Source organism: Hydrogenophaga sp., assembly GCF_019635465.1.
GTDB lineage: Bacteria > Pseudomonadota > Gammaproteobacteria > Burkholderiales > Burkholderiaceae_C > Hydrogenophaga.
This window is the reverse complement of sequence record NZ_JAHBZK010000007.1, coordinates 121,168-143,196: the sequence shown is the minus strand read 5'-3', so window position 1 is coordinate 143,196 and position 22,029 is coordinate 121,168. Positions and strand designations below refer to the sequence as shown.

The following is a 22,029-nucleotide window of genomic DNA, read 5'->3' as shown; positions in this document are numbered from 1 at the left end:
ACAGCGCCAGCCGCGATGGCTGGCTGCCGTTAATGACCGGTTAAGTCTCGCGCCCGAGCATGCGCGCCCATGACGACGACTGCTGCCCATTCGCAAGGCTGGCACCCGCTCGCCAAGGACGCCGTGTTGGCCGCCTGGCTGGTGGTGGCTGGCAATCTGCCCCTGTGGCTCACCGTGTCGCGCCTGCCCGAGGCGGCGGCAAGCCCGCTCATGCTGCCCGCGCTGGCGCTTTTTCTGCTGTGTGCGCTGCTCGCCAGCTTTGGCCTGTTGATGTGGCGCCCCTGGCGGCGCGTGCTCGGCGCGGCGCTCATTGCCCTGGCCGGCATGGGCAGCTACTTCATGTGGACCTACGGCATCGTGATCGACCCCGGCATGGTGGCCAATGTCTTCCACACCGACGCCGTCGAAGCCGCCGGCCTGTTCACGCTGCCCCTGGTGCTGGCCGTGGTGCTGGGCGTGGCCTTGCCGGTGATCTGGTGGTGGCGCGCCCCGGTGCGTACGGTGCGCTGGACGCGCCAGTTGTGGCAGCGTGGCCTGGTGGTGCTGCTGGCCTTGCTGGTGGCGGCCGGTCTGCTGTTCGCCACCTTCCAGGACCTGGCCTCGCTGATGCGCAACAACAAGTCGCTGCGCTACATGGTCAACCCCTACAACAGCGTGTATGCCCTGGTGCGCCAGGGCGTAAGCGAATCGGCCCATGCCGCGCAACCGCTGCAGGCCATCGGGCTGGACGCCCGGGCCGCGGGCACCGCCATGGCGGCCGACGCGGCGCCCGTGATCGTGCTGGTGGTGGGCGAGACGGCGCGCGCCGACAACTTTGGTGTGGGCGGCTATGCACGCGACACCACGCCACGCCTGAGCGCTCTGTCCGCCAGCGGTGACATCACCTACTTCTCGCAGGTGCACTCCTGCGGCACCAGCACCCAGGTCTCGGTGCCATGCATGTTCTCGCGCCTGGGGCGCGCCGGGCTCGATGGGCCACGCGAGGAGAACGTGCTCGATCTGCTGCAGCGCGCGGGCCTGGCGGTGGCGTGGATCGACAACCAGTCGGGCTGCAAGGGGGTGTGCGATCGGGTCCCCAACGAGCGCGCGATGGACGCGGTGGGTCAGGGTGTGTGCCAAGGCGAAGCCTGCCCCGATGCGGTGCTGCCCGAGCTGGCACTGAAGCGTTTGGCCACGCTCGACGCGCAGCGCCGCACGCTCGGCAGCGTGATCGTGCTGCACCAGATGGGCAACCACGGGCCCGCCTATTTCGAACGCTCCCAGAAGAGCCACAAGGTCTTCCTGCCCGAGTGCGAGACCAACACGCTGTCGTCGTGCGACGAACAACGCATCGTCAACGCCTACGACAACGGCATCCGCGAAACCGACGCCATGCTGGGCGAGCTGATCGATCGGCTGGCGGCCCTGCAGCGGCCTGCGGCCGTCCTGTATGTGTCGGACCACGGCGAGTCGCTGGGCGAGAACGGCCTCTTCCTGCACGGCATGCCCTGGTCGGTGGCGCCCGAGGTGCAAAAGCACGTGCCCATGGTGATGTGGCTGTCGCCGGCCATGCAAGCCCGCCTGCAGGTGCACAACGACTGCCTGCGCGGACTCGCCGCCAAGCCCTGGAGCCACGACAACCTGTTCCACACGCTGGCCGGCCTGGCACAGGTGGAGGGCAAGGACGTCAACCCTGCGCAGGACATACTGGCCGCGTGTGCGTCGGCAGACAGCGTTGCCCGCGTTGGCGTGCGCTCCCCTCAGTAGCCCGAGGGCGTTGTCGGCGGCAAACCCCTTTGCTCGGATTGGCGTTTCAAAACTGAGAATCATTTTTATTTAAACTCGGCGGATTCCGAATCCCTCAAGGAGACCGCCATGACGCCCCGCTGCACCCTGTCCGCCTTCGCCCTGGCCATCGCGCTGATCGGCCCCGCCCACGCCCAGACGGCGGCCACCCCGGCCAGTGTGGCCGCGCATTACGGGGTGCTCGTCTCGGCCGGTTACGACGACACCCTGGCCGGTGCCAAGGCCCTGCAGGCCGCGGTGCACGCCTTCACCGCCGCACCCTCCGAGCAGACGCTGGCGGCAGCGCGCAAGGCCTGGCTGGCCGGTCGCGAGTCGTACGGCCAGACCGAGGCCTTCCGCTTCTACGGCGGTCCCATCGACGACGACATGGGCCCCGAAGGCCGCATCAATGCGTGGCCGATGGACGAGTCCTATGTGGACTACATCGACGGCAAGAAGACCGCCGGCATCGTCAACAACCGCAAGCAACCCATCAGCAAGAAGGCCCTGAGCGGCCTCAACGAAAAAGGTGGCGAGGAGAACATCGCCACCGGCTGGCACGCCGTGGAATTCCTGCTCTGGGGTCAGGACCTGTCCGAGACCGGGCCCGGCAACCGCAGCTTCGAGGACTTCGTCGATGGCAAGGCGCCCAACGCCGATCGGCGCCGCCAATACCTCAACGTGGTGACCGACCTGCTGGTCGACGACCTGGCCTATGTGGCCAAGGCCTGGGCACCCGGGGTCAAGAACAACTACCGCGCCAAATTCGAGAAGGGCGGCCAGGAGTCGCTGCGCCGCATGTTCGTCGGCCTGGGCTCGCTCTCGCGTGGCGAGCTGGCGGGCGAGCGGCTCGAAGTGGCCCTGGCCAGCCAGGACCAGGAAGACGAGCACAGCTGCTTCTCGGACAACACCCACCGCGACACGGTGACCGACGCGCTCGGCATCGAGAACGTCTGGACCGGCCGCTATGTGCGCGCCGACGGCCGTGTGATCGAAGGCCCCAGTCTGCGCGACCTGGTGGCCGCCAAGGACGCCGCCCTGGCCGACAAGACCACGAAGCAGATCCATGCGTCGGTGGTGGCGGCCGAGTCCATTCCGGCGCCTTTCGATCGCGCGGTCATCGTGGGATCGCCCGGACGCGCCCACATCGAGGCCACGGTGAAGAGCCTTGTTGAACAATCCGATGATCTGGTCGCCGCGGCCGCTGCCGTCGGCATTTCGAAACTCACCCTCGTCAAGCCTTGAAACCCACCCGTCTGCTGCTCGCTTCGGCCGGCCTGCTCACGCTGTCCGTCGCGGCGTTTGTCGCTCCCCTGCAGGCCGCCACGCCGGGCGCGGACCCGTTGGCCGAGAAGGTGGCCGGTGACGCCACCGTCTGGGCCACCGGCCAGAACGCGTTCTCATTTCCGGCCGCCAACCTGCCCGATGCCGAGCGCACGCGCTTCGTCATCGGCAACTCGTTCTTCAAGCGCAACTGGGTCGAGGCGCCCGCCAGCACCACGGCGCGCGACGGCCTGGGGCCCAACTTCATCGCGCGCTCGTGCGCGGCCTGCCACCTGCACGATGGCCGCGGTGCGCCGCCGCCCTGGACCGAAGGCCTGTCGGACCAGCCGCCGCTGGCCTTGCTGTTGCGCCTGTCCGTGCCCGGTGTCGGTGAGCACGGCGGCCCAAAACCCGACCCGGTGTATGGCGACCAGCTCAACACGGCCGCGGTGCAGGGCGTCAAGCCCGAGGGCCGCGTGCGCCTGCGCTGGGAGCCACTGAGCGGCAAGTTCGCCGATGGCACACGCTACACCTTGCACAAGCCGGTCTACGAGATCGACCAACTGGGTTACGGCCCGATGGCGCCCGACGCGCTCGTGAGCCCGCGCGTGGCGCCCCAGGTCATCGGCGTGGGACTGCTCGAGGCCATTCCCGAAGCCGAGATCCTGGCCAATGCCAAGGCGCAGGCGGACGCCGGTGGTGCCGTCAGCGGGCGCCCCAACCGCGTGTGGGACGCCGTGGCCCAGCGCGAGATGGTAGGCCGCTTCGGCTGGAAGGCCAACGTCGCCACCATCGCGCACCAGACCGCGGGTGCGTTTCTGGGTGACATCGGCATCACCTCGACCACCTTCCCGAACCAGAACTGCACCCCCACCCAGACCGACTGCCAGGCCGCGCCGGCCGGCGCCCATGGCACGCAGCCCGAACTCGACCCCAAGACCTTCGAAGAAGTGGTCTTCTACCAGGCGGTGCTGGCGCCACCGGCGCGCCGCGCTGCCGGGTCTGCGCAGGTGCTCAAGGGCCAGCGCCTGTTTGCGCAGGCGCAGTGCGCGGTCTGCCACCGACCGACCTACACCACCGCTGAAGGGCCGTTTCCGCGCCTGACCAGCAAGGCCTTGTCGGGCCAGAAGATCTGGCCCTACACCGACCTGCTGCTGCACGACATGGGCGAGGCGCTGGCCGATGGCCGCCCCGATTTCCTGGCCGACGGTAGCGAATGGAAGACGCCGCCGTTGTGGGGCGTGGGGCTGTTCCACGACGTCAATGGCCACCGCCGTCTGATGCACGACGGCCGCGCCGATGGTGTGCTCGAAGCCATCCTCTGGCACGGCGGCGAAGCCGAAGCCAGCAAGCAGCAGGTGCTGCGCATGAAGCGCGCCGATCGCGACGCGCTTGTCAAATTCGTGGAGAGCCTGTGACGCCGCGCCGTTTTGTCCTGCACGCCGCCTGGTCGACCGGGCTGGCCCTGCTGCTGGGCGCCCCCCTGGGTGCCGCCGCGCAGTCCAGCGCCGACCCCGTGCCGTTCTACACCTCGCCCGACGCCGTGGCCGGCTTTCACCGCGGCCACACCGTGCCGCTGGCGCAGGCCTTTGCCGATCGCTCCGCTGCGCTGGTGCTGGCCCTGCAGCAGCACTGTGCGGGCGGCCCCGGCATCGAGCCGGCGCGCGCCGCGTGGACGCAGACCATGCTGGCCTGGGAGCGGCTGAGCGCGGTGGCCGTCGGCCCGCTGATCGAGCGCCGCTCGCTGCGCGAAATCGACTTTCAGCCCATGCGGCCCGACCTGCTCAAGCGCATGCTTGCGCGCGAGCCGAAGTCGCTGGCCGACATGGCCCGCGTGGGCACACCCGCCAAGGGTTTGCCTGCGCTGGAACACCTGCTGTGGGTGGCGCCCGTGACGGCGGGCTCGCCAGCCTGCAGCTACAGCGTGCTGGCGGCCCAGGCCGTGCAGGCCGAGGCCGATGCCCTGCACCAGGCCTTCGCGGCCCTGGCCGCCGACCCACCACAGGAAGAAGCCTCCGTGCCCGCCTTCAGTGAGTGGGTCAACCAATGGCTTGGCGGGCTGGAGCGGCTGCGCTGGGCCAACATGGAAAAGCCCTTGCGCGAGGCCGCCACGCGCGGCGGCGCGCCGGCGTTCCCGCGTGCCGCCAGTGGTCAGACCGCGGCCGCCTGGGCCCAGGCCTGGGGCAGCCTGCGCGCGGTTGCGGTGCAGGGTGCTGCTCCGGTGCCGGCGCCCGGGCAGGGGCTGATCACCATCGAAACCTACCTGCGTGGCCGAGGGCACCTGGCCCTGGCCGACCGCTGGCGCGACGCGGTGCTGCAAGCCGATGGCGCGATGAAGAACGCCTCGCCCGATCAGCCAGCGCGAGTGGACGCCGCGGCCACCGCGCTCAAGTCACTGACCGCGCTGATGCAGCGCGACGTATCCACCGCGATGGAGGTCGGCATCGGCTTCTCCAGCGCCGACGGCGATTGAGGGCTGCATGACCACCATGGTTCTGTCGCGCCGCGCCTGGCTGGGCCTGTTGGCCGCGGTGGGTACTGTGGGTGCGGGCGCCTGCCTGCCCGCGCGCGCCAGCAGTGCCCGCACGCGCTTGCTGGCCACCTGGGCCGAAGACGGGCGCTACCACGCCGGTGTGCTGCAGCCCGGCGCGGACGCAGTGCAGGTGCAGGCCCGCATCGAACTGCCCACGCGCGCTCACGGTCTGTGTCAGCAGGCCGATGGCAGCGTGCTGGTGGCGGCCCGCCGTCCCGGTGACTGGTTGCTGCACTGGCACCCCGACAGTGGTGCCGCGCAATGGGAGTGGGTCAACGACGACCGCCGCCTCAACGGCCACGTGATGCGCTCGCCCGACGCGAAGCAGCTGTGGACCACCGAGACCGACCAGGCCGACGCCTCGGGCCTGGTGGGCGTGCGCGACCCGCGCAGCCTGGCGCGCCTGGGCGAGTGGCGCACGCACGGCATGGACCCGCACGCCATGCTGGTGCTGCCGCAGTCCGTAGGCGACATCCCGGCCGGCGCGCTCATCGTGGCCAACGGCGGTATTCCGACCCAGAGCGAAACCGGACGCAGCCACCGCGACCTCGACCGCATGGACCCGTCGCTCGTGGCGCTGAGCCCACGCGATGGCCGTCTGCTGGGCCAATGGCGCCTGGACGATGCGCGCCTGAGCATTCGCCACCTGGCCTTCGACGCAGCCACGCGTCGCGTGGGCATTGCGCTGCAGGCCGAGCACGACGACGAAGCCGCACGATCGGCGGCGCCCATCCTCGCCACCTGGGACGGCCAGCGCCTGCAAGCCGCAGACCCTGCGCCGGGCGTCAAAGGCTACGGCGGCGACATCGGCGCGCGCCCGGGTGGCGGCTTCTGGGTCGGCGCCACGCGCGGAGACGCGCTGGTGGGCTGGAACGCGCAAGGCCGGGTCGTGGCACGCCAGGCATTGCCCGAGGCCTGCGCCGTGGCGGTGGCCGGTGCGCACTGGTGGGCCGGCGGCGGGGCCACCTTGCTCAGCGATGCAGGCGTCCAGCGCATGCCCGTGCCCGCTGCGCTCGACAACCACTGGTTGGTGTTGGCCTGACCGTCAGCAGCGCGGTGTCGCTCGCTTGACATCGCGGCGCTGCCATCGGCAGCAGCATGGCCGGCAGGAGACACCATGCAACACGACGAACAGGTGCGGCTGATCCGGCGTGCGCTGGCGCTGATCGCGGCCGGTGACAGCGAACGTGGCGAGGCGACGCTCAGCCCGGTGGCGCGCTACCTCGACCCGGCGCGCTTCGAGCGTGAGCGCGAGCATGTGATTTGCCGCCACCCCGTGGCGGTGTGCCCCTCGGCCCAGCTGGCCCGGCCCGGCGACACACTGGCCGTTGATCTCGCCGGATTGCCGGTGCTATTGGTGCGTGGCGAAGGCGGCGAACTGCGCGGCTTCGTGAACGCCTGCCGGCACCGCGGTGCGCGCCTGCTCGATGCCGGCGAGCACAGCAAGCGGGTGTTGATCTGCCCGTACCACAGCTGGTCGTACCGGCTCGACGGCACGCTGGCAGGGCGTCCGCATGCGGCCGATTTTGCGCATGCACCGCCCGGGCAATGTGCGTTGGCGCGCGTGGCGGTGGGCGAGTCGCTGGGCCTGGTGTGGGTGGTGCCGCGCGTGCTGGCACCCGATGAGAGCGCAGTCCTCGATCTGCGCGCCCACCTGGGCCGATTTGCGCAGGACCTGCGGCACTGGGGCTACGACCTCTGGGTGCCGTTCCACCAGCGCAGCTTCACCAATGCCGCCAACTGGAAGATCCCGTTCGAAGGCAACCTCGAGACCTACCACTTCCAGTACGCCCACCGCGACAGCATCGCGCCGCTGTTTCACGACAACCTGCTGATCGCCGATCACGACGGCGACCATCAGCGCCTGCTGCTGCCCAAGCGCAGCATGGCGGGGCTTCGCGATCAGGACCCTGCCCAATGGGACATCGGGCGGCACAGCAACATCATCTATTTCTTCTTCCCGGCCACCTTCATCCTCCACGAGGGCGACCACGCCAACCTGTTCAGCGTGTGGCCCGAGGCGGTGGACCGCAGCACGGTGCGCGCCATCACCCTGATCCCCGAGCTGCCTGCAACCGAGAAGGCGCGCGCGCACTGGCGCAAGAACGTGGACTCATTCTGGGGCGCGCTGGACGAGGACTTTGCGCTGGGCGTGTCGTGCCAGTCCACACTGGCCAGTGGCGCCAACACGCACTGGCACTTTGGTCGAACGGAATGCAGTGCAGCGCGGTTTCATGCCGCGGTGGAGCGGCTGTCGGGGCTGACCATCGGTTGAGTGTCGGATACGGAAGGGTGCGCACCGGCGGAACCAAGTCGATCAAAGGCGTGACACACCGATGCATTCGCCACTCCCGCCGCCCTTCATGTCTCACGCCCGACTCTCGCAACTGTGCCAGGCCTACGCCGGTACGCATGACCTCCGCCTTACCGAGGACCGCTCAAACGATCTGCTGACCTTGTCTTTTGGCGAAGACCTGTTCCTCATGCTTCACAGTGATCGCGATCATCCGGTCGTGACGATCTATTCCAGCCCGGGCTACGCGCAAGTGGCAGGCAGCGAAGCGCTTGGTCACATCCCGGCTGCCATTGACGAAGAGCCCGAGGGCGACGATGAGAAGGAGGATGACTGGGACGATGAATGGGATCTGGATCCATTCGCACCGCCCCAGGCATTGCCCAGAACCCGCCGGCACTGGCATGTGCAGATCAGCCCAGATTCGCGCATGCTGGTTCTCTCTCACGAATCCGACTTCGATGACCTGAGCGAGCACGCGTTTGCTGCGCTGGTGAACAGGTTCGTGGCCATGCATCGGCTGTTTGCCGATGCGCTTTCTGCTGAACGGCAGGACGCAGCACCCGCTTCGTTCGCCTGAGGCTGCTCAAACACAGATCGCCGTCCGATCGGTATCGGTGGGTCATGGCCGTTCACCGACGTGCCGGTGAAGACCCATTGTCTGGTTGGTCACCGCGCTCTCTCGACCGAACTTCACTCACACCGACTGCACACCATGCAAAAGTACTCGACAGGTTTCCGACCCTCATCGCCCCGGCCATCACATGCCGGCTCCCACCACCCCCAGGACCATCGGGTGACACCCGATGAGGCTGCACCGCGCCAGCAGGAGCTGGCCAGCTTTGTGCAGTTCAACCTGTCCCGGCGCGAGCAGGCGAACGCGAGGTGCTACGGTTTGAGCATCGTGTTCACCACCGACACAAGCCCCCGTGTGCGCAAGGCGGTGGATGCCTGCATCGCGAAACAGGTGGCGGCGGCGGCAGGCAGAACGCATTCCGTCGCCTACGAGAACGACGCTGATCGATCCGTTTTGGTTGGTCCAACGCACCGCGCGCTTGGTCACATGGGCGCCGAGATCGAGCAGGCCTTTCATGTGCTGGGTGAATGTGGGTTGGGCCTGGAGGAAGCCGCCGATGTGCTGGTGCAGCTGCCCGAGCTTGTCACACGCATCGCCAAAGGTTTCAAGTTAATCACCTTGTCACCCATCAGCGCACCCGAGCCCATGGTGACCCGCCTGGCCCCCAGGGCGGTGAATCGTCTTCTCGTCGCACTGGTGCAGGCGGAAAAACCGCAAGCTTGTTGTGCACTGATCAAGCAGCGTGGCATCCGCAGCAAGGACCTGGCTGCCTTGGTCGTGGCGGGCGGCGCAAACGCGCTCGACGCGTGGACAGGATCTCGTGTCCGTCTGGACGTCAGGCTGAAGAAGGCCGAAGCGCGCCTCGCCAGCGCTGCCAGGGGGGCCGATACCCCCGTCGATCAGAGGTTGGAGAGACTCCCTGCGTCCATGTCTTTGATCCTGGACCAAGTGGCGGTCGCAAAAGAACGCGGCGCATCAATCTGGGCCACTTACCAGTCGTTGCTGGAAGCCCCGGGCAAGGATGTGAATCCGATGAATGCCCTTCTGGCATCTTTGCCCCCGAAGCGTGAGGGGCTTGAAGGTCTGGTCGAGTTGGCGTGCGTGCTGTCGACGCTGGATGTTGACAAGGCAGCGCGCGACGCTTGTCGATCGGCGTGTGCGCAACTGGCCGGCGACTGGCTGAACGCGTGCGTCGCGGATGTACCACCTGATGCCCTTCCTTTTCCTGTGGGGTTGTCCGAGGTTGTGGGCCTGGTGGAGTTGCTGGCGCAGGCGCGCCTGGGCGAGCCCTTGCAAGACGTGCTGGGTGATCTGCTGCTGATGGTGGCGCAGTGGAGCGTTGCAGAGCAATGGCGCCAGGCTGGCCATGAGCCGATGACGCTGCCGCTGACCGAAATGCCTGAGGCAACGGAGAGTGGTGAGAGCGCCGATTGGGTGCCGCTGGTGGACATCGTCGACATGGCAGTAAACCTGAAGAAGGACGCGCAATTGACGCGCTTGTTGTCGATGCTGGACCCGACAATGGCGCAGCCGGCGCGGCAGGACACCGCCAAGGTGCTTGGGATCCTGAAGCGGTGCGTCAGCCATCTGCAGGCCAGGGGAGAGGGCATGCAACCACTGCTCCTGTCGACGCTGCGGTTCGCGCAATCGGTTCGATCGGGTTCAGGCGATGCATTGCAGCGAGGCCGAACGATCGCACTGGATCGGTACAAGCAATTGTTGACATCCGTGTCTGTGGATCAATTCCCCGAGTTGCACGCATGTGCGGACTTGATGGCACGGGCGCTTTCGCACAGGGTTGACCCAACGCAATGTTCGGATGTGATGCCTCAAGGGCGACGTATCGACGACTTGATGGAGGCCATGTCCTCGAACCCACAATGCCGCGAGTTTCTGGTATGGCTGGGAAGCAATGCCGACCTCGATGCGCTGTGGACCGTGATGGATGTGATCCAGCATGGGCGGGGGACGGCATCGTTGGGTGCGTCATTTTTAGAAGAACTGTCTTTCAGCAGAGGCGCAGATCCCAAGTCGGCAGAAACCCGCGCTCTATTGGCTTGCTGCTTTCCGCTGGCAATGCAATGCAGCCTTCCTGAACATGGTTGGAAGCAATTTGACCCCTTGTTCAGCAATGCGTTGATCGAGGGTCGACCCGATGCGCCGCTCATGATTGCGGCTCTGTCCGAGCGGAGCATCGTTGCCAGCAACATGATGATCTGGGCCAGGGCCATGTTGTTCAAGAGGGAGGTGGCCACCGGCTTGGACAGGATGCTGAGTACGTTCATCGTCGCGCAACTTAAGTCCACGAACAAGTTGCCTGAGGACACGTTCAGGGGTTTGGTGGAACTGGCCTTCGATTGCTACAGGGAACGAATTTCAGCGAATCCACAACGGGCTGTGATAAGGATGGCTGTCGCCACGCAACTCTTGACGGCGGTGCAGCGGGGGATTGCTCGTGCGGCGTGGCTGATGGGTGAAATACCGCTGCCGAGCCCTAGCAACGAATTCACCACCCTGCTGCGCGAAGTGGGCCGCAGGATAGGCCGCCATGTGGATGTGGGCAATGGGTCGCTCGAAGACCTCGGGCAGATGTTCGGCGCGCTGCTTGTGGGTCTTTCCGCTACGCAGGATCGGCCGGCGTTGATGGACAACATCCTGGACCCGTGCTTCAACCCGCTGTTGCGACCCCTTCAGGCGGGCACCTTGCAACCCGAATGGGAGCACAAGGTATTTGGGCCATTCGTGAAAGGCCTGGGCAATCAGGCTCAGGCGTTCTTCAAACTGTTCCTGGCTCGCGTGGATTGGACGACACTTGACGCCGATCTGGTGGAGGTGCTTTTGACTGCGCTGAGCAAGTCAGCAGGACCCCTCCTGGCGGATGGGGCATTGAATGCCGACGCACTCAGACATCAAATGCACGCTCGGGTCTTCAACCCGGCGAACGTCTGAGCGAGCGCGTCGTTGCAGCTTTCGGGTGAGGTCGTGTCGATGGCCTGTGCCATGGGCAGTCAGGCCGCCGCTCGCCGCAGTCCACCCGGCCCGGCGCCGCGCACGCGCCAGAACAGGAACAGCGCGATCGCCATGTTGAGCAAGTTCCAGCCGATGCCGTTGAGGAAGGCGGCGTGGTAGCTGCCGGTGAGGTCGAACACCCAGCCCGACATCCAGCCGCCCAGGGCCATGCCCACCAGCGTGGCCATGATCACCGCGCCCACACGTGCACCGGCCTCCTGCGGGGCGAAGTACTCGCGAATGATGATGGCGTAGCTGGGCACGATGCCGCCCTGGAACAGGCCGAACATGGCCGAGATCAGGTACAGCGGCACCAGGCCGTCAAAGGGCAGGAACATCAGCAGCGCGATGCATTGCAGCGCCGAGCCCAGCAGCAAGGTGCGGATGCCGCCGATGCGGTCGCAGATCCAGCCCGAGACCAGGCGGCTGACGATGCCGCTGGCCAGCATGAGCGAGAGCATTTCGGCGCCGCGCGCTGCGCCAAAGCCCAGGTCGACGCAGTAGGCCACGATGTGCACCTGCGGCATCGACATGGCCACACAGCAGCCCACGCCGGCCACACACAGCAGGGCCTGGGCGTGCGAGGGCTTGAGGCCGAAGGGGCGCGTGGTGTCGGGCAGCGTCGCACCGGGTGAGGGCGCCGCCGTGATCACCAGCGGTGGGCGCTGGCGCATGCGGTTGGCCAGCAGGTAGATGCCGCCACCGCAGACGATGGCCAGCAGAAAGTAGGTGTTGCGCCAGCCGATGGTCTCGATGCCGTGCTGCACCAGCGGTGGCCAGATCGTGCCGGCCACGTAGTTGCCGCTGGCGGCAATGGCCACCGCGATGCCGCGGCGCCTGTTCCACCACAGCGCGGTGTCGGCCAGCAGCGGTGCAAAGGTGGACGAGCTGCCCAGCAAGCCCAGCAGCAGGCCGTGCGCCAGACCGAAGGCCCAGATGTTGCCCGACAGCGCCGCCGCCGCGAAACCACCGGCCACCGCCAGCGCGCCCAGGCGCAGCACCGGCGTGATGCCGTGCCGATCGGCCAGGCGGCCGGTGAACAGGCCGCCGATGCCCAGGCAGACCATCATCAGCGTGTAGGGCAGCGAGGCGTCGCCGCGGCCGATGCCGAACTCGGCCTGCACCGCAGGCAGCACCACCGCCACCACGTACATGGCCGCGTTGCCCAGCGTGACCAGGCCGAGCACGGTCAGCAGCCGCCAGGCGGCGGTGCGCGAATCGATGAGGCTGGGGTCGGCGGGGCGTTGGGCGGCGGTCATGGCGGCGCATGCTACGCCGCGCGCCGCGACTGCGCTTGTCGCCTGGGTTCAGTCCGAAGTCGTGGGCGTGGGCGATTCGTAGGGCCAGTCGACCGCGCCCGAGTGCGTCACCGCGCCCTGCCGCGCGGGCCGCACCACCAGGGCGTACTTCTCGAGCACGCCGCCCAGGCGCGCGCGAGTGGGTGGCGTCCAGCGCGTGCGGCGCGCCGCCAGGGTGTCGGCATCGACGCGCAGTTCGATCACACCGGCATCGGCGTCGATGTGAATGAGGTCGCCGGTTTGCACCAGCGCGATTGGCCCGCCCTCTGCGGCCTCGGGCCCCACATAGCCGATGCACAGGCCACGCGTGGCGCCCGAGAAACGCCCGTCGGTGAGCAGTGCGACCGACTCGCCCATGCCTTGGCCGTAGATGGCCGCGGTCACGCTGAGCATCTCGCGCATGCCGGGTCCGCCCTTGGGGCCTTCGTTGCGGATGACCAGCACCTCGCCCGCCTGGTAGGCGCGATCCGACACGGCGCGCATGCAGGCCTCTTCGCTGTCGAACACGCGCGCCGGGCCGGTGAACTGCAGCGAGCGCAGGCCGGCGATCTTGAGCAGCGCGCCGTCGGGACACAGGTTGCCGCGAAGCACGGTCACGCCGCCGCTGGCGTGGATGGCCTGGTTGCACTGGCGCACGATGGTGCCGTCGGCATCGGGCCAGCGCTGCAGCGCGTCGGCCAGGCGTTCGCCGTCGAGCGTGAGGACGTCGCCGTGGATGTGGCCGCCGGCGAGCAGGGTCTTGAGCACCATGGGCACGCCACCCACTTCGTGCAGGTCGCGCGCGAGGTAGCGCCCGCCCGGCTGCAGGTCGGCAATCAGCGGCGTGCGCTGGAACACCGCGGCCACGTCGTCGAGCGTGAACTCGATGCCCGCCTCGTGCGCGATGGCCGGGATGTGCAGCGCCGCGTTGGTGGAGCCACCGGTGGCGGCGACCGCGGCGCAGGCGTTCTCCAGGCTCTGGCGGGTGACCAGCTCACGCGGCAAGGGGCCGCCTTGTTCGATGGCGCGCATCACGCCGGCGCCCGCGCGCTCGGCGATGGCCAGTCGCTCGCTGTAGACCGCGGGCATCATGGCCGAGCCCAGGGGCGAGAGGCCGAGCGCCTCGCCCACCATGGCCATGGTGTTGGCGGTGAACTGGCCCGGGCAGGCACCGGCGGTGGGCGTGCAGCTGCGTTCGATGGTGTGCAACTGATCGGGCGTCATCGCGCCGGTCTGCACCGCGCCCACGGCCTCGATGGCGGTGAGGATGGTGGCCTCGCGGCCCGCGGCGTGGCCGGGCAGGGTGGCACCGCCAAAGACGAAGGCCGCAGGCACGTTGAGCCGCACGATGGCCATCATCATGGCCGGTAGGGTCTTGTCGCAGCCGGCGAAGGCCACCAGGCCGTCGTAGGCGTGGCCGCGCACGGCCACCTCCACGCTGTCGGCGATCACCTCGCGGGAGACCAGGCTCATGCGCATGCCGGCGTGGTTCATCGAGGTGCCGTCGGACACCGAGATGGTGGTGAAGCTCACCGGCACGCCACCGCCGGCTGCCACGCCCAGGCGGGCGCGATCGGCCTGCGGCGCCAGGCCCAGGGAGCAGGGCGTGTTCTCACCCTGGGTGCTGACGATGCCGATCAGCGACTTGTTCTGGATCGCGTCGTCGTCGAGGCCGGTGGCGCGCAGAAAGGCGCGGTGCGGTGCGCGGGTGACGCCGTCGGTGACGGCGCGCGAGCGGTGTTTGTGCAGGGATGGCAAGGGCGTGTGCTTCTCGGGTGCGGGCTTCAGGAGCCGCCACAGGCGGCGCGATAGCGCGGTTCATTGTCCAGCACATGATCACGCAGCAGTGCGCCCGCCGCGACGCCGTCGCCATCGCCCACCGCGTCGACCAGCACCTGGTGGCTGCTCACCGCGTTGTCGATCGGCGAGCGGTGCCGCAGCGCGGTGAGTTGCGAGCGCAGCACCTCGTAGGCCGCGCGCACGTAGGGGCTGGGGCAATGCTCGAAGAATTGCCAGTGAAACGCCATGTCGATGCGCGCCAGCGCCGGCAGGTCGCGCGCGGCCTCGGCCGTCTTCATGGCCTTGACGCATTGCTTCATGCCCTTGAGCAGACCGGCGCGATCGGCCTCCATGGCTTCGAGCAAGGCCTCGGTTTCGACCATGGCGCGAAAACGGCAGAGCTGACCCACCTGCTCGGGCGTGAGGCGAAAGACGAAGGTGCCGCGCTGCGGGTGCACCTGCACCAGGCCTTGCGACTGCAAGCGCACCAGGGCCTCGCGCACCGGCGTCTTGCTCACACCCATGCGCGCGGCCAGCTGCGCTTCGGACACCTGCTCACCCAGTTTGAGGTCGCCCATCACGATGGCCTCGCGGATGCGTTCACCGACCACGTCGGTGAGCAGGCGAGGGCGTTCGAGTTCGAGCTGGCGTGTCATGGCCGCGATTCTCCGTGGTGTGCGCTGACGTGGGCGCTTGTTGTGTCGCCGTTGGCGTTCCGCCGGGGCGGATGACCTAGGGCTTTCCCTGAATCCTATATCTGAGATATCAGATACGCTTCGGGCAAAACCCTAGGTCGTCGCGTTTTGCGAAGCGGCGCCCACCGAGCACAGCAGGAGACACCCGGCCCATGGCCCCACTTCACCCACCGTCGCCCACCTCCTGGGCGGCGCGACTCGAACACGGATTCGTGCGCATCAATCAGGCCCTCATCGTGCTGCTCATGGCGTCCATGGCGGTGCTGGTGTTCGCCAACGTCGTCATGCGCTACGTCTTCAACCAGTCGATCTTCTGGGTCGAGGAGTTCACGCAGATCCAGATGATCTGGGTGGCGTACCTGGGCGCCGGGCTGGCCCTGCGCGAAGGCCGCCACGTGGCGGTCGACATGCTGCAGGACGCCTTGCCGGCGCCGCTGCGCAAGTTCGTTCGGGTGTGCATCGCGGTCGGCATTGCGCTGTTCCTGCTGGCGCTGGTGGTGCTGGGTGTGCAGATCGCCGAATTCACCTGGAGCCAGGAGACGCCGGCCATGGGGCTGCCCTCGGGCCTGCCCTATCTGGGCATTCCGCTGGGCGCGGCGGCCATGCTGCTGCACCTGTTGCTGTTCTGGCGCCAGTTCGTTGCGCGCGAGTTCGAGCACGCCGAGGAGATCGGTGACGGCTCACACGAGGGAGAGCCCGCATGAGCGCCGCCGGGCCGTTCCCAAGGCGCTCAGCCCCGCAGTGCGCAGCGCGGAGGGCTTGCGAATGAGCGCCGTGCTGTTCATCGTGTTCGCCATCGGGCTGGCGGTGGGCGTGCCCATCGCACTCACCATGGGTGGTGCGGGCCTGCTGGCCCTGGCCATCGACGGCAATCTGTCGCTGCTGTCGGTGCCGCAGCGCTTCTTCGACGGCATCAACAGCTTCCCGCTGATGGCCGTGCCCTTCTTCATCCTGGCGGCCGACCTGATGACCGCCAGCGGCATCACCACCGCCTTGCTGCGCTTTGCGGGGGCCATGGTGGGTCATGTGCGCGGCGGCATGGGCCATGTGAACGTGGTGACGTCGATGATGTTCGCCGGCATCAGCGGCTCCGCGCTGGCCGACGCGGCCGGCCCGGGCGCGATCGAGACCCGCATGATGGCCCGCAGTGGCTACGACAAGGCCTATGCGGCGGCGCTGTCGGCGGCCACCTCGGTCATCGGTCCGATCATTCCGCCCTCGATCGTGATGGTGATCTACGCACTCACCGACAGCCGCGTGACGGTGGCCGGGCTGTTTCTGGCCGGTGTGGTTCCCGGGCTGCTCATGGGCGGTGCCCTGATGGCGGTGAATCATTTCCTGTCGGTGCGTCGCGGCTACGGCACCGCCAGCGTGAGGCCACCCTGGAGCGAGCGCCTGCGCGCGTTGTGGAAGGCGCTGCCGGTGCTGGCCATGCCGGCCATCATCATCGCGGGCATCCTCACCGGCCTGTTCACGCCCACCGAGGCCTCGGCGGTGGCGGTGTTCTACGCGCTGTTCATCGGCCTGTTCGTCACCCGCACGCTCAACGCGCGATTGATCGTGCGCGTGCTGCTGCAGAGTGGCCTGGTGACGTCGGCGGCGCTCATCATCGTGTCCATGGCCTCGCTGTTTGCCTGGCTGCTCACACTGCTGCAGATTCCCCAGAGCATCGGCGCGGCCATCGGCGGCATGACCACCGACCCGGTGGCCATCATGCTGATCGTCATGGTCTTCGTGCTGGTGTGCGGCCTGTTCATCGACACGCTGCCGGCCGTGATCATTCTGGTGCCGGTGCTGGCCCCGCTGTCGGACCAGTTCGGTATCCACCCCCTGCATTTCGCGATGGCCATCGTGCTCAACCTCACGATCGGTCTGGCCACGCCGCCGGTGGGCGGGGTGCTCTTCGTCATGAGTTCGGTGGCGCGCCTGAGGATCGAAGAACTCACGCGCGCCATCCTGCCGCTGCTGGCTGCCCTGCTGGTGGTGTTGCTGGCGGTCGTGCTGGTGCCTTCGATCAGCACGTTCGTGCCTTCGCTGTTCGGCTACGCCCGATAGCTGCTATTCCCGTTGTGAGTTCCCCGTCGTCAACCAAGGAGACATACCAATGAAACTCAAGACCCTCGTCGCCGTGATGGGCCTGGCGCTGGCGCTGCCCCTGGCTGCGCATGCGCAAAAGACGCTCAAGTACGCGCACTTCCAGCCCGCCAAGGACGATCAGCCCAAGCACGTGGCCGCGATGGCGTTCAAGGAGTACGTGGAGAAGGCCACCAATGGCTCGATCAAGGTGGAGGTCTTCCCGGCCGGCCAGTTCGGCAAGGACCAGCCCACCATGGAGGCCCTGCGCCTGGGCACGCTGGAGATGGCTGTCGCACACGACGGCGCCATTGGCACGGTGCACAAGCCCATCGGTGTGCTGGGCATCCCGTTCCTGTACGACAACCACGAACACGCCTGGCGCGTGTACGACTCGGCCTGGCTGCAGGGCTTTTCGGACGACATGATCAAGAAGACCGGCATCCGCGTGCTGGGCTTTGCCGACAACGGTGTGCGCCACTTCACCAACAGCCTGCGCCCGATCCAGACGCCGGCCGACATGAAGGGCATGAAGATCCGCATCCAGCCCTCGCCGGTGTTCAAGGCGCTGGTCGAATCGCTGGGTGCTTCGGCCTCGGCCATTCCCTGGGGTGAACTGCCCACCGCGCTGCAGCAGAAGGTGGTGGACGGCCAGGAGAACGGCGTGACCAACATCCTGGCGGCCAGCCTGTACCAGCACCAGAAGTACGCCACGCTCGACGGCCACGTGTGGTCGGTGCACGGCTACCTCATCAACGACCGCTTCTACAAGGGCCTGACCGATGTCGAGCGCAAGGCGGTCAACGAAGGCGTGCAGAAGGCCATCGCCATCCACCGCAAGATGACCTCCGAGCAGGACAAGAACGCCAAGAAGATCCTGGAAGGCGTGGGCATGCAGGTCTATGAGCCCACCGCTGCGCAGATCGGCGAGTTCCGCAAGCTGGCTCAGCCGCCGGTGCGCGAATGGGCCGAGAAGGAAATCGGCAAGGACTACGTGGACGCGCTGTTCAAGGCCGTGGAGGCCACACGCAAGTGAGCGAGATGAACCAGGGAGGATCGAAGCTGGTCGTGGCCGTCGACGACGGTTACGCCAGCTACGACCAGGAAGAGAGCCTGCTCGCGCCCCTGGGCGCGCGCTTTGTGGTGAGCCCTTGCCGGCGCGACCCGCTGCGCGCGCTCGACGCGGCGCGCGAGGCCGACGTGGTACTGGTGCGCGAATCGCCGCTGCCGCGCGAGGTGATCGAAGGCCTGAGCCGCTGCAAGGCGATCATTCGCTACGGCATCGGCGTGGACAACATCGACCAGGTGGCCGCCAGCGAGCGGCAGATCATGGTCGCCAACGTGCCCGACTACGGCACCGACGAGGTGAGTTCGCAGGCAGTGGCGCTGGCGCTGGCGGTTTCGCGCCGGCTCTGGCTGCACGACCGCGAGGTGCGCGAGGGCCGCTGGTCCACCGGCGTGCTGCAACCCATGTTCCGCCTGCGTGGGCGCACGCTGGGGCTGGTCGGCTTCGGACGCATCGCGCGCATGACCTTGGAGAAGTTCGCCGGCTTCGGCTTTGCGCGTGTGCTGGTCACCGACCCGCGTGCCGAGCTGCCACCGGGCGTGGAGCGTGTCGATATCGATACCCTGTGCGCCGAGAGCGACGTGATCTCGCTGCACGCGCCGCTCAACGAACAGACGCGCCACCTGATCGACGCCGCTCGCATCGCGCGCATGAAGCCGACGGCGATCGTGGTCAACACCGCGCGCGGCGGCCTGGTGCACACCGATGCGCTGTACGAGGCATTGCGCGAGCGCCGCATCCTGGGTGCGGGCCTGGACGTGTTCGAGAAAGAGCCGCCCGGCATCCACAAGCTGTTCAGCCTGGACAACGTGGTGGTAAGCAACCACATGGGCTGGTACAGCGAAGAGGCCATGCGCGACCTGCAGCGCAAGACCGCCGAAGAGGCCGCGCGCGTGCTGCGCGGCGAGGCACCGATCAACTGGCTCAACCGCTGGTGACCCGAGCGAACAGCCAAACGAACAGCCAAACGAACAGCCGAACAAACATCCGACCGAACCGAAAGCAAGCAATGAATGAACTGATCGACGCCTTCTCGAAAGTGGCCGTGGCCTCGGTGGCCGACGCGGTGGACAAGGTCTGTGGCCAGCGCGGCTACATGGCGGCGTGCATCAAGCCCCGCATCAACGACAAACGCATCTGCGGCCCGGCGGCCACTGTGCTGGAGGCCGCCACCGATGAATTCGTGCCGCCGCAGCACGCGCTCGACCTGATCGATGAAGCGCCGGCCGGCAGCGTGATCTGCATCAGCATCGAAGGCGGCGAGCCCGACGTGGCGGTGTGGGGCGGCCTGATGACCGCGGGCGCTGTGGCCAATGGCCATGCGGGCGCCGTGCTCGACGGCGGCGTGCGCGACCTCACCGAGATCCGGCGCGACTATGGCTTTCCGGTCTATGCGCGCGACGTCAGCCCCGGCACCACGCTGGGCCGCTACCGCACCGTGGCCTCGCAGGTGCCGGTGCGCATCGCGGGCGTGATGGTGCACCCGGGCGACATCGTCGTGGGCGACGTGGACGGCGTGGTGGTGGTGCCGCAGGCCAGGGCCGCCGAGGTGCTGGCCATGGCGCAGGAGATCGACCAGCGCGAGCTCGAGCAGGCCAAGCTCATCATTGCCGAGAAGTCGCTGCGCAAGGGTCTGGCCAAGTACGGCCGCATCTGATGGCGAGCGCAGAGGCCTTCGACATCGTCTCGCTCGGCGAGGCGATGGTCGAGTTCAACCAGACCGGCGACGGCAACGGTCAGCTGTACCTGCAGGGCTTTGGTGGCGACACCTCGAACTTCGCCATTGCCGCTGCCCGCCAGGGGGCGCGTGTGGCCTATGTGAGCGCGCTGGGCGACGACCCCTACGGCGCCATGCTGCGTCGCCTGTGGGACGACGAGGGCGTGGACCACGTCAGCGTGGGCACCGACGCCGCCGCGTTCACGGCGATCTACTTCGTCACCCACGACGCGCGCGGGCACCATTTCAGCTTCTTTCGCAGCGGCTCGGCCGCCAGCCGGCTGACGGCGGCGCAACTGCCGCGCGAGCGCATCGCCAAGGCCAGGGTGCTGCACCTGTCGGGCATCTCGCTGGCCATCTCACCCACGGCCTGCGACACCGCCTACGCCGCCATGGCCATGGCGCGCGAGGCCGGCGTGAAGGTCTCCTTCGACACCAACCTGCGGCTCAAGCTGTGGGGCATCGACCGTGCGCGCGCGGTGATGAACGACGTCATCGCGCACTGCGACATCTGCCTCCCAAGCTACGACGACGTGGTCGCCATCACCGGGCTCACCGAGTCCGATGCCCTGGTCGATCACTGCCTGCGCCTGGGCGCCAAAGTGGTGGCGCTCAAGCTGGGCGAGCAGGGCGCGCTGGTGGCCGATGCGCAGCAGCGGCACCGCATCGCGCCCTTTGCCTGCCAGCCGGTGGACGCCACCGGTGCGGGCGATGCCTTCGGCGGCGCCTTCGTCACGCGCCTGGTGGCGGGCGACGATCTGGTGAGCGCCGGGCGCTACGCGGCGGCGGTGGCCGCCTTGTCCACGCAGGGCTACGGTGCGGTGGCGCCCATTCCCAGGCGCGAGGACGTGCTGGCCAGATTGGCCGGTGCCGCGTCGTCCTGAAGGGTCTGGTCGGGGCTGAGCAGACTGGCATGGCGCTCGCGCCAGTCGTCGAGGCCACCCACGCCGTCGCCCCACTGGGCCTGCAGAAACGCCAGCACCAGTTCGCGCGTGGCGGCCTTGACCGCGATGTTGAGGTCGGCGCCACCGGTGCCGAGGCGGTCGGTGAACATGCTGTGCGAGCCGTCGCGGAACACCACCAGTTGCTTGTGTTCGCTGCCGGTGGCGCGGTACAGGGCCAGGCGGTCTTTCACGTCCGAGCCGTAGCCGGGGATGCGGATGTCGTCGTCTTCGGCGGTGATGTGCAACGCCGGCAATTGCAGCCGACCCAGGATGGCCTCGGGATCGCCGTAGCCGTGAAAGGGCGGCGCGCTGATGGCGACGACCGCGCTCAGGCGGGCATCGGTCAACGAGGGCTTGCCGGGCACTTGGGCGCCGGCCACCAGCAAGGCGGTATTGGCCCCATACGAATGGCCGACGACGGCGATGCGCGCTGAGTCGATGCGCGCGGCCAGTGCGGGATCGGCCAGCAGGGTGTCGAGCGCAAAGCGCAGGTCTTGCGGGCGGGCGATGGCCTCGGCCTCGGTGGTGGCGCCGTTCAGCCGGGTCACCAGCTCGAAGGGGTTGCCGCGCCAGAGGCGGTTGTCGCTGCCCACATGCTGCACGTGCAGGGCCGCCACGCCGTGCGCCGCGAGGTAGCGCCCCAGGTAGCTGTAGCCCTGGCGCGAACCACCGATGCCGTGCGACACCAGCACCAGTGGCACCGGCGCCTTGGCTTCGCGCGGCAGGTACAGGCGCACCGGCACCGGGCGATCGCGGGCGGTGTCGACCCAGTCCGCATTGACGGTCTGCACCAGCTCGTCGCCCGGCATGGGCAGCGCCTCGGCCAGCCGGGCCTGGCGCGTGGCCTGACGCTCGGCGTCGCTGGTCGTTGTGTCCGCGGCCCGGCTCGCGCAGCCCACGCTGGCCAGGGTGACGCTCAGGCCCAAGGCGGCGGCGGAAATGAGGATGCGGGTACGTGACATGGCGGTTCGGCAAATGGCTCGGCAGCCCGCGATTGTTGGTGGGTGAGGCACCGGTGTGGATGACATTCCTGTCATTC

The 22,029-nt window shown here is 68.0% G+C and carries 18 protein-coding genes; 14 read left to right on the top strand and 4 right to left on the bottom strand.

The features are described 5' to 3' along the window. Positions 1 to 69 precede the first annotated feature (69 nt). The 8 genes from KF871_RS08270 to KF871_RS08235 all read left to right on the top strand — a co-directional run bounded on the left by KF871_RS08270 (position 70) and on the right by KF871_RS08235 (position 11,379). The gene (locus tag KF871_RS08270) at positions 70 to 1,746 is read left to right on the top strand and encodes a phosphoethanolamine transferase (RefSeq protein ID WP_291140540.1); all 1,677 of its coding nucleotides are present in this window, start codon (positions 70 to 72) and stop codon (positions 1,744 to 1,746) included. A 108-nt stretch (positions 1,747 to 1,854) separates the two neighbouring features. Further along, positions 1,855 to 3,009 carry an imelysin family protein gene (locus tag KF871_RS08265; RefSeq protein WP_291140537.1) on the top strand — a complete coding sequence of 385 codons (1,155 nt, stop codon included), beginning with the start codon at positions 1,855 to 1,857 and terminating at the stop codon, positions 3,007 to 3,009. Between the two features lie 41 nt (positions 3,010 to 3,050). Next, entirely contained in the window at positions 3,051 to 4,445 is a 1,395-nt protein-coding gene (locus KF871_RS08260) for a di-heme oxidoredictase family protein (protein ID WP_291140721.1), read from the top strand. Beyond that, positions 4,442 to 5,500 (top strand): imelysin family protein, encoded by a 1,059-nt coding sequence (locus tag KF871_RS08255; protein ID WP_291140534.1) that lies wholly within the window; start codon positions 4,442 to 4,444, stop codon positions 5,498 to 5,500. The genes KF871_RS08260 and KF871_RS08255 overlap by 4 nt, the downstream gene beginning before the upstream one ends. 7 nt (positions 5,501 to 5,507) lie before the next feature. Next, entirely contained in the window at positions 5,508 to 6,602 is a 1,095-nt protein-coding gene (locus KF871_RS08250) for a DUF1513 domain-containing protein (RefSeq protein WP_291140531.1), read from the top strand. Positions 6,603 to 6,677: 75 nt separating this feature from the next. Further along, a complete protein-coding gene (locus KF871_RS08245; RefSeq protein ID WP_291140528.1) occupies positions 6,678 to 7,835 on the top strand; it encodes an aromatic ring-hydroxylating dioxygenase subunit alpha in 1,158 nt (385 codons plus the stop codon). 88 nt (positions 7,836 to 7,923) lie between these two features. Further along, positions 7,924 to 8,433 (top strand): hypothetical protein, encoded by a 510-nt coding sequence (locus KF871_RS08240; protein ID WP_291140526.1) that lies wholly within the window; start codon positions 7,924 to 7,926, stop codon positions 8,431 to 8,433. 216 nt (positions 8,434 to 8,649) lie between these two features. Beyond that, entirely contained in the window at positions 8,650 to 11,379 is a 2,730-nt protein-coding gene (locus tag KF871_RS08235) for a hypothetical protein (RefSeq protein ID WP_291140523.1), read from the top strand. A 59-nt stretch (positions 11,380 to 11,438) separates the two neighbouring features. Here the strand turns inward: KF871_RS08235 and KF871_RS08230 are convergent, their stop codons facing one another. The 3 genes from KF871_RS08230 to KF871_RS08220 are packed head-to-tail and all read right to left on the bottom strand — an operon-like array spanning position 11,439 to position 15,151. Continuing rightward, positions 11,439 to 12,698, bottom strand: a complete 1,260-nt coding sequence (locus tag KF871_RS08230) for an MFS transporter (protein WP_291140520.1) — start codon at positions 12,696 to 12,698, stop codon at positions 11,439 to 11,441. 48 nt (positions 12,699 to 12,746) lie between these two features. After that, complete coding sequence (gene ilvD, locus KF871_RS08225) at positions 12,747 to 14,474, bottom strand: dihydroxy-acid dehydratase (RefSeq protein ID WP_291140517.1); 1,728 nt, start codon at positions 14,472 to 14,474, stop codon at positions 12,747 to 12,749. 26 nt (positions 14,475 to 14,500) lie between these two features. Continuing rightward, positions 14,501 to 15,151: a GntR family transcriptional regulator gene (locus KF871_RS08220; protein WP_291140514.1), complete on the bottom strand. Its 651-nt coding sequence runs from the start codon at positions 15,149 to 15,151 to the stop codon at positions 14,501 to 14,503. A gap of 191 nt (positions 15,152 to 15,342) precedes the next feature. Between KF871_RS08220 and KF871_RS08215 the strand changes: the two genes are divergently transcribed. From KF871_RS08215 to KF871_RS08190, 6 genes are all read left to right on the top strand, one after another. Then, positions 15,343 to 15,894 carry a TRAP transporter small permease gene (locus KF871_RS08215; protein ID WP_291140511.1) on the top strand — a complete coding sequence of 184 codons (552 nt, stop codon included), beginning with the start codon at positions 15,343 to 15,345 and terminating at the stop codon, positions 15,892 to 15,894. A 61-nt stretch (positions 15,895 to 15,955) separates the two neighbouring features. Beyond that, the gene (locus tag KF871_RS08210) at positions 15,956 to 17,245 is read left to right on the top strand and encodes a TRAP transporter large permease (RefSeq protein ID WP_291140508.1); all 1,290 of its coding nucleotides are present in this window, start codon (positions 15,956 to 15,958) and stop codon (positions 17,243 to 17,245) included. Positions 17,246 to 17,294: 49 nt separating this feature from the next. After that, positions 17,295 to 18,299: a DctP family TRAP transporter solute-binding subunit gene (locus tag KF871_RS08205; RefSeq protein WP_291140505.1), complete on the top strand. Its 1,005-nt coding sequence runs from the start codon at positions 17,295 to 17,297 to the stop codon at positions 18,297 to 18,299. A gap of 5 nt (positions 18,300 to 18,304) precedes the next feature. Beyond that, positions 18,305 to 19,267 carry a C-terminal binding protein gene (locus KF871_RS08200; RefSeq protein WP_291140502.1) on the top strand — a complete coding sequence of 321 codons (963 nt, stop codon included), beginning with the start codon at positions 18,305 to 18,307 and terminating at the stop codon, positions 19,265 to 19,267. A gap of 71 nt (positions 19,268 to 19,338) precedes the next feature. Then, the gene (locus tag KF871_RS08195) at positions 19,339 to 19,986 is read left to right on the top strand and encodes an RraA family protein (protein ID WP_291140499.1); all 648 of its coding nucleotides are present in this window, start codon (positions 19,339 to 19,341) and stop codon (positions 19,984 to 19,986) included. Continuing rightward, the gene (locus tag KF871_RS08190) at positions 19,986 to 20,930 is read left to right on the top strand and encodes a sugar kinase (RefSeq protein WP_291140496.1); all 945 of its coding nucleotides are present in this window, start codon (positions 19,986 to 19,988) and stop codon (positions 20,928 to 20,930) included. The genes KF871_RS08195 and KF871_RS08190 overlap by 1 nt, the downstream gene beginning before the upstream one ends. Here the strand turns inward: KF871_RS08190 and KF871_RS08185 are convergent. Then, complete coding sequence (locus KF871_RS08185; RefSeq protein ID WP_291140493.1) at positions 20,858 to 21,952, bottom strand: hypothetical protein; 1,095 nt, start codon at positions 21,950 to 21,952, stop codon at positions 20,858 to 20,860. The two genes, KF871_RS08190 and KF871_RS08185, sit on opposite strands and share 73 nt — an antisense overlap. Positions 21,953 to 22,029: the final 77 nt, after the last annotated feature.

Bases quoted from the DNA above. Each gene is read 5' to 3' on its own strand.
- KF871_RS08270 (WP_291140540.1), top strand. From the start codon at position 70: ATGACGACGACTGCTGCCCATTCGCAAGGCTGGCACCCGCTCGCCAAG.
- KF871_RS08265 (WP_291140537.1), top strand. From the start codon at position 1,855: ATGACGCCCCGCTGCACCCTGTCCGCCTTCGCCCTGGCCATCGCGCTG.
- KF871_RS08250 (WP_291140531.1), top strand. From the start codon at position 5,508: ATGACCACCATGGTTCTGTCGCGCCGCGCCTGGCTGGGCCTGTTGGCC.
- KF871_RS08245 (WP_291140528.1), top strand. From the start codon at position 6,678: ATGCAACACGACGAACAGGTGCGGCTGATCCGGCGTGCGCTGGCGCTG.
- KF871_RS08240 (WP_291140526.1), top strand. From the start codon at position 7,924: ATGTCTCACGCCCGACTCTCGCAACTGTGCCAGGCCTACGCCGGTACG.
- KF871_RS08230 (WP_291140520.1), bottom strand. From the start codon at position 12,698: ATGACCGCCGCCCAACGCCCCGCCGACCCCAGCCTCATCGATTCGCGC.
- KF871_RS08220 (WP_291140514.1), bottom strand. From the start codon at position 15,151: ATGACACGCCAGCTCGAACTCGAACGCCCTCGCCTGCTCACCGACGTG.
- KF871_RS08215 (WP_291140511.1), top strand. From the start codon at position 15,343: ATGGCCCCACTTCACCCACCGTCGCCCACCTCCTGGGCGGCGCGACTC.
- KF871_RS08210 (WP_291140508.1), top strand. From the start codon at position 15,956: ATGAGCGCCGTGCTGTTCATCGTGTTCGCCATCGGGCTGGCGGTGGGC.
- KF871_RS08205 (WP_291140505.1), top strand. From the start codon at position 17,295: ATGAAACTCAAGACCCTCGTCGCCGTGATGGGCCTGGCGCTGGCGCTG.
- KF871_RS08200 (WP_291140502.1), top strand. From the start codon at position 18,305: ATGAACCAGGGAGGATCGAAGCTGGTCGTGGCCGTCGACGACGGTTAC.
- KF871_RS08195 (WP_291140499.1), top strand. From the start codon at position 19,339: ATGAATGAACTGATCGACGCCTTCTCGAAAGTGGCCGTGGCCTCGGTG.
- KF871_RS08190 (WP_291140496.1), top strand. From the start codon at position 19,986: ATGGCGAGCGCAGAGGCCTTCGACATCGTCTCGCTCGGCGAGGCGATG.
- KF871_RS08185 (WP_291140493.1), bottom strand. From the start codon at position 21,952: ATGTCACGTACCCGCATCCTCATTTCCGCCGCCGCCTTGGGCCTGAGC.